This is a genomic window from Sorangiineae bacterium MSr12523 (assembly GCA_037157775.1).
Taxonomy (GTDB): domain Bacteria; phylum Myxococcota_A; class Polyangia; order Polyangiales; family Polyangiaceae; genus Pendulispora; species Pendulispora brunnea.
Genome location: CP089982.1, coordinates 8,543,146 through 8,555,175 on the forward strand (window position 1 = coordinate 8,543,146; position 12,030 = coordinate 8,555,175).

11 protein-coding genes are annotated in these 12,030 nt (G+C 65.1%); 5 read left to right on the top strand and 6 right to left on the bottom strand.

Annotation, left to right across the window (positions count from 1 at the left end; genetic code table 11):
• Positions 1 to 4 precede the first annotated feature (4 nt).
• Complete coding sequence (locus tag LZC95_33535; protein WXA91366.1) at positions 5 to 901, bottom strand: hypothetical protein; 897 nt, start codon at positions 899 to 901, stop codon at positions 5 to 7.
• A 45-nt stretch (positions 902 to 946) separates the two neighbouring features.
• Here LZC95_33535 and LZC95_33540 point away from each other — a divergent pair, with 45 nt between their 5' ends.
• From LZC95_33540 to LZC95_33550, 3 genes are all read left to right on the top strand, one after another.
• Positions 947 to 2,293 carry a formylglycine-generating enzyme family protein gene (locus LZC95_33540; protein ID WXA91367.1) on the top strand — a complete coding sequence of 449 codons (1,347 nt, stop codon included), beginning with the start codon at positions 947 to 949 and terminating at the stop codon, positions 2,291 to 2,293.
• A 36-nt stretch (positions 2,294 to 2,329) separates the two neighbouring features.
• The gene (locus LZC95_33545) at positions 2,330 to 2,953 is read left to right on the top strand and encodes a glutathione S-transferase N-terminal domain-containing protein (protein WXA91368.1); all 624 of its coding nucleotides are present in this window, start codon (positions 2,330 to 2,332) and stop codon (positions 2,951 to 2,953) included.
• A 377-nt stretch (positions 2,954 to 3,330) separates the two neighbouring features.
• Positions 3,331 to 4,431 carry a hypothetical protein gene (locus LZC95_33550; protein WXA91369.1) on the top strand — a complete coding sequence of 367 codons (1,101 nt, stop codon included), beginning with the start codon at positions 3,331 to 3,333 and terminating at the stop codon, positions 4,429 to 4,431.
• A 13-nt stretch (positions 4,432 to 4,444) separates the two neighbouring features.
• Here the strand turns inward: LZC95_33550 and LZC95_33555 are convergent, their stop codons facing one another.
• Positions 4,445 to 4,894: a MarR family winged helix-turn-helix transcriptional regulator gene (locus LZC95_33555; protein WXA91370.1), complete on the bottom strand. Its 450-nt coding sequence runs from the start codon at positions 4,892 to 4,894 to the stop codon at positions 4,445 to 4,447.
• Positions 4,895 to 4,995: 101 nt separating this feature from the next.
• On the opposite strand from LZC95_33555, the gene LZC95_33560 reads away from it, so the two are divergent.
• Positions 4,996 to 5,937, top strand: coding sequence for an enoyl-CoA hydratase-related protein (locus tag LZC95_33560; GenBank protein WXA91371.1), 942 nt, complete (start codon positions 4,996 to 4,998; stop codon positions 5,935 to 5,937).
• Position 5,938: 1 nt separating this feature from the next.
• On the opposite strand, the gene LZC95_33565 is transcribed toward LZC95_33560, so the two are convergent.
• The 4 genes from LZC95_33565 to LZC95_33580 form a co-directional block, all read right to left on the bottom strand.
• Positions 5,939 to 6,421: a hemerythrin domain-containing protein gene (locus LZC95_33565; protein WXA91372.1), complete on the bottom strand. Its 483-nt coding sequence runs from the start codon at positions 6,419 to 6,421 to the stop codon at positions 5,939 to 5,941.
• A 141-nt stretch (positions 6,422 to 6,562) separates the two neighbouring features.
• Entirely contained in the window at positions 6,563 to 7,360 is a 798-nt protein-coding gene (locus LZC95_33570) for a class I SAM-dependent methyltransferase (protein WXA91373.1), read from the bottom strand.
• Positions 7,361 to 7,421: 61 nt separating this feature from the next.
• A complete protein-coding gene (locus LZC95_33575; GenBank protein ID WXA91374.1) occupies positions 7,422 to 9,956 on the bottom strand; it encodes a UbiA family prenyltransferase in 2,535 nt (844 codons plus the stop codon).
• Between the two features lie 280 nt (positions 9,957 to 10,236).
• Entirely contained in the window at positions 10,237 to 10,821 is a 585-nt protein-coding gene (locus LZC95_33580) for a TMEM165/GDT1 family protein (GenBank protein ID WXA91375.1), read from the bottom strand.
• Positions 10,822 to 11,101: 280 nt separating this feature from the next.
• Between LZC95_33580 and LZC95_33585 the strand changes: the two genes are divergently transcribed.
• On the top strand, positions 11,102 to 11,986 hold the full coding sequence (locus LZC95_33585; protein WXA91376.1) for a sigma-70 family RNA polymerase sigma factor: 885 nt from the start codon (positions 11,102 to 11,104) through the stop codon (positions 11,984 to 11,986).
• Positions 11,987 to 12,030: the final 44 nt, after the last annotated feature.

Consider the following 12,030-nt stretch of genomic DNA (forward strand, 5'->3'; position numbering starts at 1 on the left):
TCCTTCAGCCCGAACCGGGGGTCGGCGTCTCCGTGAGCACGCGATGAATGCTCACGTCGAATTGATTCACGAGATTGCGCATCAAGCTCTCGAACTCGGATTCCTCGAGGCGCAATCGCTCGGTGAGCTTGCGGCGCATGCCGCGAAAGAGCGCATCGCGTGTGGCGTGGAGTTTCCGCACGACGGTGGCGCGGTGAATGCCGAATACACGCGCAATGGCCTCGCCGGTGAGGCGCTCGTTCACCGACAGACGGAGTAAGTTCCGCTCCTCGGGGGCCAACGCCACGAGTGCATCGTGGAAGGCCGCACGGAAAGCATCCGCGTAGGTCGCCCGCAGATGTTCGAGCTCGGGATTGTCCGCGGCTGCGAATTCGAGCAATGCCTCGGCGTCGGTCTCGCCCTTCGCCGTGGCACGGCGCCGCATGCTGAGCGCGATGCGCGTGGCCGCCACACGCACCCACGCCGCGAGCGGACCGCGCCCGGCGTAGGTGGCAATCTTGGGAATGGACTGCGCATCGGATACCAGGAGCTTTTCACGCAGGCGCTGCTCGAGCTCGGCCTCGTCCACATGGCTCATTTTCGAGCAGCGCACGTGCGTGACGGCCGCCTTCAAGTGCGTACGGTCGAAATGCGCCAACGCGCGGGGATGCCCCTGGGCGCATGCCAGCGCGAGATACAGATCTTCGGCAAAAAGCTGCGCCAGCACCGAACCGACCGTTTCGCGCGGGAGCGACTCGAGGAGCGCTGCGAGGTGTCGAAGGTACGCATCCCGGCCCACGTCCAGGTCGGGCCACGCGCGCTGCACACGGGCCATGTGGGCAGCGAGGATCTCCTCGACGTCCGCGGTACGGCGGAGCGCAGCGGCAAGCTCGGCGCTCGCATATTGGAGCAGACATTCCACGGGGCGAGAACGCATCTTCGAAGTAGACTATTCCCGGATATGACCATGGGGCGCTCGGTATACCTCTTTTGCATCGCATGGCTCGGGCTCTCGGGTTGCGCCGAGCGGCAGCCCGAGGGGCACATCATCTTCCACATCGATACGGACGCACCGCTCCCCACGGCCGAGGATGAAGTGGGAACGATGTCCGACCCGCTGCGAGCGCCCTATTTGTTCGATACGCTCTACATCGAGTTTTTCTCTCCGAATAGCGATACGGCCTGCAGGACGTGCAAGCGGTTCTTCGGCGTGGACCGGGACCTTTTCGCGCAAGGCGTGACCATGACCGTGCGGGGCAACGTCAATCGGGCAAGGGTATCGCTGTACCGCTCGGAGAGCCTCTCGGATGACACGGCACTCGAGATGGTGGTCCAACTGCCGCCGCTTCCGGCCGAGGGAGCCGTTCATGCGAGCATCGTATTGGAAACCAAGACCGTGGGATCGCTGGTGGGGGCCATGGACAAACCGTGGCCAGCCACATTGGGGGCGCCTTCCTCCTCGCGCGTAGGAACATGGACCTCCCCGCGTCGCACCGAGTGCAAAGAAGCACCGCGCCCCGGCGAAGCGTGTATCCCCGGGGGCGCCTTCTTCCTTGGGAGCAACCGACTGCTCGACGCGGAACGGGAGTACCGTCCTTTGAGCGAGCGCTTGGTGACGCTCCAACCGTTCTATTTGGATGACCGCGAGGTCACGCAAGGAGCGATTGCCGATTGGCTCAGGGACACCAACAAGGACCCCGACAGCGTGCTCGTTCGCTGGGATGGGACCTTCTCGGGCGAACCTCGCTCCTATTGCACCTACGGCAGGCCGGAACCGACGCTTCCGATCAATTGCATCTCCAAAGAGGCTGCGCTCGAATACTGCCGCTCGCGAGGGGGCACGCTACCGACGGATGCGGAATTCGAGTACGCCGCCGGCAACCTGCGATGGCAACCTTACATCTGGGGCACGGATCCGCCGTCTTGCGGGGATGCGGTATGGGGTCTCCTGCCCGGCCAACGCTGCGAAACGTCATTGGTCACCGGACCGCTGGCCTGGTCCGCGGAGCGAGTCGGGCGCGATGTTCTCAAGTTGCCCACCGGCGAGGTCTATGACCTTGCGGGAAACTTGTCCGAGTGGGTATTCGACGATGGGAACGTCGACGGCGATGCATGCTGGCCGTCACAGACTCGGGTCTACGACAATCCCAGGTGCATTCAACCAAAGGTGCCACAACTCAGCATGCTGCGCGGCGGAAATTGGGCAGACGACGCGGGCTTGGAACTGCAGGCGCCGTATCGACGCGAGGTGGACGTGCAGGCCCACTCCAGCCCGAAGGGGCTGTTCATCGGCTTTCGCTGCGCACGGCATTAGCGCCTCTCAGGGGCGAGTTTCGGGTACCATGCGGTCATGCGCATCACTTGGTCGAGCACGTCCCCCTTCGTCCGCAAGGTCATCGTCTTCGCCGTCGAAACGGGGCTCGACGCGCGCATCGAGCGGATGCCCATCAAGACGTCCCCCACGACGCCGAGTTCCGAGTTATCGAAGTACAACCCGCTGACGAAGCTGCCCGCGCTTCAAACCGACGAGGGTACGTGGTTGTACGACTCGCCGGTGATCTGCGAATACCTGGATACGCTGCACGCGGGGCCGCCGATGGTTCCGCGGGAGGGGGCGGAGCGCTTCGAGGTTCTTCGCCTGCAGGCTTTGAGCGATGGGCTCGTGGAGGCGGGCCTTCTCTGCCGCTACGAGTCATTGCGACCGCCCGCACACGCGTGGCACGTGTGGACCGAGTCGCAACTCGGCAAGGTGCAGCGCGCCCTGGACAGCCTCGAAATCGAGGCGCGCGACGGACGCCATTTCTCCTTGGCGCGCCTCCACCTGGGACAAATCGCAGTCGCGTGCGCACTCGGCTGGCTCGACTTCCGCGGGGTCGCCGGCAACTTCCGCGAAAACCGCCCCAACTTGGCCAAGTGGTATATGCAGTTTTCCGCCCGCCCCTCGATGACCAGCACCGTGCCCCACGACGAGTGACCCAGCCGCGAAACTCGTGACGTCGCGAAAGGGCCTGCGCGAGTTGCTTCGGGATTCTCGAGAGCGGTATGCCTGGGCGCATGACGATGTGCGAGCAGCGATGGGGCGCGCGCGCCAGGAGCACGGTCCGCATCGCGATGGTGATCGCATTCGCGACGGCGGGGGCTCATTGCGGCGGCGGGGACGGCGAAAGCGGTGGTGACGGGCACCTTCCTGGTGCATCGGTCATCCCGGTCCAGAACTTTAGAACATCGGGCCGGGTCATCGTCGATTCGAATGGGAATCCCACGTTGCTTTGGGGCGCGAGTGGGAACGGCGAAGGACTTCACCTTTGGTGGCTTCATCGCGACAGGGAACGCGGTTGGCAAGAACCCCACATGGTTCCGACACGAGAGTTGGATGGGGTCAGCTTCGACCAAGGCCTGTATCCTGACGGCGATGGCAACGCGACGGCGGTGCTGGCAGCGCCCATCCAACGAAGCTCCGAGGTGACGCTGATGCCGTGGCGATACCGCGGCACCGAAGGTTGGGCCGAGCTACCTTCCGTGCCCGCGGACCGGACCTCCGAGTATCCGCCGCTCATGCTCGGCGGCGCGGGTGGACGGGCCGTTCATGTGAAGATTCTCAAGGAGGAAAGGGGCGCGGAGCCGCCGATTCATCGCATCGTGGTGAGCCGGTACGAGCCTGCCGCGGGGTGGAGCTCGCCCGAGGTTCTCGATGAAACGACCTACGCGTACGGCATCACGCAGCCGCGTGCGGCCCTGGGGGGCGATGGTTCGGTGCTGGTGGTGTGGAACCATCACGAATCGTCGTCCGACGTGGGCGCGATTGTGTTTCGTCACTTCGACGCGGCGGCCGGATGGACCGCGCGAGCGCCGATGCCAATGGCCTTGCCTGATCGGCTGCTCGCCGATGGCCACGGTGGAATGCTTGCACTCACGTATCTTCACGATCGCAAGACGCTGCTCTTGCAACCCTTCGGGGCCAACGGCTGGGGCGAGGCGAAGACGATTGCCACGGAGATCACCTCGCTGTCCAACGGCGGCGCGGATCATCATTGCAATGCAGCCATGTCCAAGGGCGGAGCGGCCATGGTCACCTGGTCGGAGTGGGGAAGGGTCCGCGCCGCGTATTTCTCCCAGGCCGACGGGCTGAAATTGCTCGACGTCCCCGCACCCGAAGGGCAATCGTCCAGCGGTGGTTACGCGCCGCTCGTGGGCCTCGATGCACAGGGCACGGCGACCGTCGTGTGGAACGCCAATCCGCCCGATTCTCGAATGCCCAATTGGCGTGACACCGTCTATGCACGATACAACCCTGCCAAAGGCTGGACGGCCGTCGCCCGCATCGAGAGCCAGCGCAACCTCGATTCGGCGCCGCTCGACCTTGCCGTGAGCGATGCGGGCCCCGGCGCCGTGATGTGGACGGAGGGAGCCAAGGACGTACCTATCTCCTATTGGGTCGCGACCCTGCCTTGAGCAGAATGCGCGGTCACCCGTCCTGGGGAGGTTCGGCGCAGTTCGCCAGTCGATCCAGTTCCGCCGAGAGGGCCATCCACTCTTTGCGCCCAAATCGGTCGATGACCTGGTGATGCATCTTTTCCCAGGCGGTGTTGGCCTTGGCCACGACCTGGTGGCCTTTGCGCGTGAGGGTGGCCGTTCGTGAGCGTGCGTCGGGCCCGGCCGTGATGGTGAGCCACCCATCGCGCTCCATGGGCGAGACGGCGCGGTAGAGGGATGACCTCTCCATCTCCAACTCGTCGGCGATGTGCGAGAGCGGATCCCCTTCCCTGCGCGCGATGCATTTCAAGACGGCCAGTTGCGTGTTGTTGACCCCCGAGCCGGCCAGCGCCGCGTCGTACGCGCGCCCCAGAACGCGCGAGAGCTTTTTCACGGTGGTGCACGCACAAGGAACGGAGCCGGGCTTGTTCGTGGAATACACGTGCCCTTCTTAATCGCGCATTCGTCGCCGCGCAAGGTTGACACGTACGGGGCCGAACCTAAATGATGCATACACATCAATCACGACACGGAGAATTGACGATGGCGATTCCGAGCGAGCCCGTCCCCCGGCGCACTCTTCTCAAAGCGGCCGCCGCACTGAGCGGATTATCGACCTTGGGTGTGCAAGCATGCGCGCCCGCGGCCGCGGTACCTGCGCTTCAACCCTTGACCATGGCGGATGCACCACTGGCCTCCGGCTCGAAGGTCACGGTGGAGCGACGCGGCCAGATCGTGCTCATCGGCTTGAATCGGCCCGAGATCCACAATCGCCTCGATCCGGAGGCGTTCACGCTTTTGGCCGAGGCCTATTATCAATACGATCACGATCCGTCGCTGCGCGCGGCGGTGCTCTTCGGTCATGGGCCCAATTTCTCGCGGGGCATCGACGTGAACGCCTTTCGGGCACGCGTAACCAAGGGCGGAGGGTCCCTGCTGGACAAGCCGGGGACGCTGGATCCATTGGCCAAATCGAAGATCCGGCGCACCAAGCCGCTGGTGGCCGTCGTTCATGGCGATACCTGGAATATGGGGCACGAGATCCATCTTGCCGCCGATATCCGAATTGCCGCGGCGAATACGCGATACGGCCAAGACGAGAATACGCATGGTCGCTTTCCCGGCGGCGGTTCCACCGTGCGTTTCGTTCGCGAAGCGGGTTGGGGAAATGCGATGCGGTACATCCTGACGGGCGACCATTGGAGCGCGGAGGAAGCGTTGCGCATCGGGGTCGTGCAATCGGTCTGCCCGACGCCCGAAGCCGCGTTGCAAGTCGGGATCGAAATGGCCACCAAGATCGCGGCGTGCGGTCCGCTCGGGATCCGGGCGAGCCTCGATTCGGCACACCTGGCCATCGATGAGTCGGAGCAGAAAGCTTTGTCGCAGTTGGACGCGCAGTACGGCGCCCTGTACAAGACGCAAGACTTCGTCGAAGGGCGAAACGCGGAAGCCGAAGGCCGCCCGCCGGTCTACTTGGGCAGGTAACCTATTGAGCGCGGTTCCGACCGCGACCACCGCCGCCGCCACCACCACCACCGCGACTTGCGCGGCGCGCATCCATTTCGTCGAGGATGCTCTGGCGCGTGGCCTCTTCGAGCGCCTCGATGCGCGGAAACACGTCGCGCTCTTCCTCGGCGAGGTGCTCGCTCATGGTCGGCCCCAGCGCGTCCGCGGCATCGCGAATGGCATCGCGGAGCTCGGCCCACCGGTCCGGCGACGACGCGAGCCGCTCGCATGGCTCGATGAGTGCGCGCAGAAGCTGCTCGTGCTCATGGTGCTCGTCCCGCATGCGACCAAGCGCCGCCCGCGCATCGGGATCCGTGAGCCGAGGCAGAATGGACTCCTCCTCATCCCGCGTGTGCATCGGGAGAGCCCGCGTGAAGTACCGCGCAATCCGCTCGGCCACCTCCCGCACGCCATCCTCCGTCTCGGGCGGCGTGCGGGCAAGGCTCGACGCCAGCGCCAGCATCTCGCGAATTCGTGCATGACAATCGAGCAGACGTCCGATTAGTGACCGATCATCGTCGCGCGCCATGGTTCCGATGAGGAGCTTAGCGCAGGCGAGCGGCCACCGGCAGAGTTTCGGACGCGGCTCACCTGGCCGAGCACGTCACGCTTTGATGGCGCGGGTGACGAGGAAGTCCTGACGAACCCAATTGTCCTGAAAATAGATACTTGCCAATTCATCCAACTCACGACGAAAGGCCGCGAGCTTCGGCGGGTCCGACGTTTGCAGCATTTCTACCAGCTTGATCACAGGCCCCGCAATCCGCTCCATGAACTGACGCACATGCTGCGGGCTCAAGATCGGGACTCGCATCGCATCGCGATCGAAGCAGAGATCCGTGACGGCGGTCCCGAGGCGCTCCCGAACGATGTTCGAGTCGCCCCATTCCCAAGACGGAGAGACGCCGGGCGGCGGGGGCGGCAGGTACCTTGCGGTGAGCGCAAACATTTTGCCCACGAACACATCTGGAGGCCAGGTGGAAAAGGCAATGGTGCCTCCCCGCCGGAGCACCCTGAGCATCTCCTGGATGGCAACCTTTGGTCGCGGAGCAAACATGTGGCCGAATTGACTCAGCACCACGTCGAACGATGCATCTTCGAAGGGGAGCGCTTCGACGTCCCCTTGGTGCCACTCGATTTCGAGCCCCATGATGGAGGCATTCTCTTTGGCTCGCTCGAGGAGTGGCGGCGATAGATCGAGCCCCGTTACCTTGGCCCCGAGCCGCGCTGCGGTGAGCCCCACCACGCCCGTTCCACAGGCCACGTCGAGCACGCGAGCGCCCGGCGTAACCTGCGCGAACTTGACCAGCCGAGGCGCCGTAGAGCCGGAAAACATCTCGGTGGGAGCAAAGCTCGCCCACGCTTGCTTGGCCGTTTCCTTTAGCTGAGCAATCGGATCCATCGTTCCCCTCCTGTGGACTCGACAGCATGCCCCAATCCGTTCGGGGGCGCACGCCAAGCTTTCAGGCGCTGGCGCGGGCGGCGCGGCGTCGAGCCATTTCGAGTACTTCGAACTCGGAGATGGCTTTGCCCTGATCGCCGAGGCGCTTTGCAGCGCGGATCACATGCGCGAGCTCCGCTTCGCTCAAGGGGTGGTTCGCATCGGCAAGGACGTGCGCGATGGCGGCTCGCCCCGAGTGCTTGCCGAACATGAATCGCCGGCGCGACCCCACGAGGGCCGGATCGAATGGCTCGTACGTCGACGGGTCGCGGATGATGCCGCCCGTGTGAAGCCCGATCTCGTGGCGGAAGGCATTCGAACCGATGATGGCTTTGTTGGGCGCCATGGCGAAGGGGAGGAAACTCCGCAGCACATTGGCGGCCGGCTTCATCTCGTCCAAGGCGAGCGCCGTGGAGTAACCGAGTTGCATTTCCAACGCGCAGGCTACTTCCTCGAGCGGAGCACCTCCGGCGCGTTCGCCGATGCCGCCCAGCGAGCACATGACCGTGGACGCCCCGGCCTCCACGGCGGCCAGCGAGTTCGCCGTGGCGAGACCAAAGTCGTCATGGCACTGCACGGCCAACTGGGCGGGGAGCTCGGACGTCAGGTCGCCGATGAGATCGCGCATGGCCCAGGGGGTCATGATGCCCACGGTGTCCGGGATGGCGATGACCTCCGCGCCGGCGTCGAGCGCAATCCGGCACACTTTCAGGAGGAAATCGCGGTCCGTGCGGGTCGCGTCCTCGGGTGCGAAGACCACTCGGACATGGTGGCGCCGGGCGCGGCGCACGCCGCCGTCGATCGTTCGACAGAGCTCGTCGCGCGAAATCCGGAGCTCCGTCTCGAGATGGACGTTGGACGTGCCGATGAAGAGCGCCATCGAGTCGCAGCCACATTGGGCGGCCCGATCGATCTCTACGGGGACGAGCCGGCTGATGACCTGGATCGATGCGCGCGTACGCGCTGCGACGATGCGCCGTATCGCTTCGCGATCCATTTCGGAAACGGCCGGATACCCCACTTCGAGCAGGGGCACGCCAACGCGCTCGAGGGCTTCGACGAGCGCCACCTTTTGCTCGAGCGTGAAGGTCACTCCGGGCATTTGCTCGCCAGCGCGGAGCGTGGTGTCCGCCACCAGGATGCGCCGTTGGACCGGGCGCTCACCGCTCGCAGCCAGCGGGTTTGCACGGGCCCGCTTACGCGGAACGTCGTTGGGCACGACACGCACCAAGGTCGCCGCCGGGCCCGGCGCAGGGGCACGTACGAGATGGAACAGCCGGCTCAATCGCAAGATGTCGAGCGCCGAGCCATCGAGTCGAACCGCATCCTGGCCATAGGCCCGAAGGAGCGAGATGTGGCCCGTGAAGATCCGTTCGATGATCCCCGCGGTGGTGCGAAGACGGACCCGCGTGGCAGGGCTCGCATCGAACGCCTCGGGCTCGAGGCGCACAATCATCCCGTCGCGCGTCTCGAAACACATACGAAACTCGCGATCCGTGATCACGATTTCGCATTTGCGATCCCAGCGACGCACGATGGGAACAATGCGCGGATCGCTCGCGAGACGCGCGATGGCCGCCTCGATGAAGCCCCCGATGTCGATCGTCGAGGCCATGCTGGTGTCGGCGGCGGTCGTGCCGGACTCACGTCGCTCGAGCTGCTTCCTTCGCGCCCAATACGTCACCGCCATGAGCGGCAGCGTGATCAAGAGCGCGGTCGCGATACCCGCACCGCCGGCGATGAACGCCCCCGCCAGCAGCATCCGTTCGAGGAAGAAGCACTCGTAGGCCCGCGACGCCATGCGGCGATCTTCCGAAGCGCGGCAGGCCATCGCGAGCCCTACCAGGGCCACGACCAGCGACGGTACGTAGAGAGCGTAATAGTCGTGCGCGCGCATGGGCAGCCACAGGGGCAACGTTGCCGCGAGGGGTTCCCAGATCACGAGCACAGCCACGGCGGTGCGCGCGGTCATGGTGCGATCGCGTTCGACGTTGCGGCTGGCCCTCACGAGGCTCGCGGTCACGTCGTGAAAGAAGACCACGGCCATCAGCGCGCACAGTCCTTCGATGGGCCAACCACCCGCGAATGGGAACGCGCCGATGGCCGCCGCGCCGAAGAGCACCGTGAATGCGGCGGGAACGCCGCGCATGATGGTGCCCGCGAAGCCCCGGCCCTTGGCAATGGCCGCATCGAAAACGGACACGGCGACGCATCCGCCGGAGAGTGCCACGTTCGCGAGGCCGAGGTACGCACTCCCAAGCAGGCCGGCGTACATGCACGCTGACATGCAAGCAAATACCTCTTTCTCGGAGATGCGCCCGCTTGGAATGGGCTTGTACGGTTTCCGGAGCTTGTCGAGATCCCGGTCCAAGTAATCGGAGCCGTAAACCCCCGCCAGCCAACCCAACGTGGGGACCACGAAGACGAGCAGCGCCCGAGGCAGCGACGGCATGGCGCCATGGGTGATGACCGCCCCCGCGAGCGCCAGGATACCCGCGTAAAACGACCTGTATGGCCGCCACGTTTCCACGTGTGCCAAGACCTTGCGCGCAATCATAGGTTCCTGTAGGTCGCGATATGGCACTACCGATTGTCACCAAAATCGGACTGCGAAAGCAAAAGAGCTCCGATAGCGAACGAATTCATTTCTTCGTATTTACCCCGGTTGCGAACAATGGGCTTCGCCCGCGACACTGACAAGTGAACTCCCGTAAATTCGCACATTTACGAGGCAACCGGCCGGTTGACGGATTGGCTATTTCGGTTGTCCAATTGGCCATTAGCAACCAAAACAGCTCGAGCACGACACATTGAACACGGCGCCGTGCCCAACCGGCCTAGACGATGCCCACGAGCAATGCCGCCCCCAAAACGGCAAAGACGGCGGAGGCGACCCGCTTCGTGAGGGAGGCGTCGAGGAACTTGCCGGCGCGGTTGCCAACGAAGACGGCGAGGCCTGCGACGGACCACAAGGCCAACGTCGCCGCGCCGAAGACGAGAAGAGGCTCGTGGTAGCGTGCGGCCAAGGCGGCGGTGCCGAGTTGGGTGAGATCGCCCCATTCGGCGATGAAGACCACGCCGAAGGTGGTGCCGAGGGCGCGGCCGAAGGTCGGGGCGGCGGCGAGCTTCGTGGCGTGTGCATCGTCGGGCGCTTCCTCTTTCCGGCGCCACATGAAAACGGCCGACACCACGAAAAGCAGCCCCGCACCGATGTGCACGGGACGCGCGGGGAGTAGCGAGAGAAGGCCTCCCGCGAGCACGGCCACGATGCTTTGCACGGTGAGCGCGAGCGCGGTGCCGAGGAAGACCGGCAAGGGCTTGTGCCGCGTGGCGAGCACGAGCGCGGCAAGGGCGGTTTTGTCGGGGAGCTCGGCGACGAAGATCACGCCGAAGACGGACAGGAAGATGTGAAGCGCGGACATTCTCGGGGCCTTTCGTTCGGCCAACCGAGGGGGACGCGCACACCTTTGCAGAAGGAGAGCGCAGCGAGACCTCGGCCAGCCTTGTTGCTGGTCCGAAGGTCTCGTTCGCCTCGTACTTCGAGGTGGGGGACCGGGCTCTCTCTCCAGTCGAAGAGAAATGCCAGTGTGTCGATCGCCCCGCGCCGCTTCGCGGCGGAACTACTCCCCTTGCGTGAGCGTGACCTTAGGTGGCGAACCCGCGACTGGCAAGCCCTGGCGGACGAAATTATGCTCGTCGCGGATGGAGAACGCCGCCGATCTCGCCGCGCACTTCGAAGGAGCCCGCAGCCATTTGCGCGCCGTCGCATTTCGCATGCTCGGGTCGGCGGACGAAGCGGACGATGCCGTGCAGGAAGCATGGCTCCACGCCTCGAGCGCCGAGCTGCACGCGATCGCCAATGTCTCCGGATGGCTCACCACCATCGTGAGCCGCGTCTGCCTCGACATGCTCCGCGCACGCCGCCGCCGCCGCGAGTCGAGCGACGGCGAAGCCGAGCTTTTGGCTGCGCCTACGCGCGATGGGCGCGATCCGGAGGACGAGGCTGCGCTCGCGGATTCCGTCGGGCTCGCGCTCTTGGTGGTGCTCGATGCACTCGGCCCCGCGGAGCGCGTAGCCTTCGTGCTTCACGATTCGTTCGGTATCCCATTCGATGCCATTGCCACCATCGTCGACCGCACGCCGGATGCGGCGAAAAAGCTGGCAAGCCGCGCCCGCCGCCGCGTTCACGCCGCGCCCATCGTGCCCGCGCCCGACGCGCTCCGGCATCAACGCATCGTGGAAGCCTTTCTCGCTGCATCGCGCGCCGGCGATGTCGATGCCCTCGTCGCCCTGCTGGCCCCCGACGCCGTTCGCCGGGCCGACCGCGCCGCCTTGCGCGAAGATGCGGAGCTCGAAGTGCGTGGCGCGCGGCGCATCGCCGAGGAGACCCGCGGCAATGCCGATCGCGCCCGATTCGCCCGGGTCGTCCTGGTCAACGGCAAGGCCGGCGCGATCGTCGCGCCCCACGGACGTCTGCGGATCGTGATCGCGTTCACCATCGAGGGCGATCGCATCACGGCGTTCGACGTCTTTGGCGATCCGTCGAGCTTTCCTCGATTTCAGCTTTCGCTGCCAATATCGATTTAGCGCCTGGACATCGACGGTGTCACCTTGCGATGGTCGCCTATTTG

What these genes read in the sequence shown, in the direction of transcription:
- LZC95_33550 (WXA91369.1), top strand. Translation starts at nt 3,331, where the DNA reads ATGGTTCCGACACGAGAGTTGGATGGGGTCAGCTTCGACCAAGGCCTG.
- LZC95_33570 (WXA91373.1), bottom strand. Translation starts at nt 7,360, where the DNA reads ATGGATCCGATTGCTCAGCTAAAGGAAACGGCCAAGCAAGCGTGGGCG.
- LZC95_33540 (WXA91367.1), top strand. Translation starts at nt 947, where the DNA reads ATGGGGCGCTCGGTATACCTCTTTTGCATCGCATGGCTCGGGCTCTCG.
- LZC95_33560 (WXA91371.1), top strand. Translation starts at nt 4,996, where the DNA reads ATGGCGATTCCGAGCGAGCCCGTCCCCCGGCGCACTCTTCTCAAAGCG.
- LZC95_33565 (WXA91372.1), bottom strand. Translation starts at nt 6,421, where the DNA reads ATGCTGGCGCTGGCGTCGAGCCTTGCCCGCACGCCGCCCGAGACGGAG.
- LZC95_33580 (WXA91375.1), bottom strand. Translation starts at nt 10,821, where the DNA reads ATGTCCGCGCTTCACATCTTCCTGTCCGTCTTCGGCGTGATCTTCGTC.
- LZC95_33545 (WXA91368.1), top strand. Translation starts at nt 2,330, where the DNA reads ATGCGCATCACTTGGTCGAGCACGTCCCCCTTCGTCCGCAAGGTCATC.
- LZC95_33575 (WXA91374.1), bottom strand. Translation starts at nt 9,956, where the DNA reads ATGATTGCGCGCAAGGTCTTGGCACACGTGGAAACGTGGCGGCCATAC.
- LZC95_33585 (WXA91376.1), top strand. Translation starts at nt 11,102, where the DNA reads ATGGAGAACGCCGCCGATCTCGCCGCGCACTTCGAAGGAGCCCGCAGC.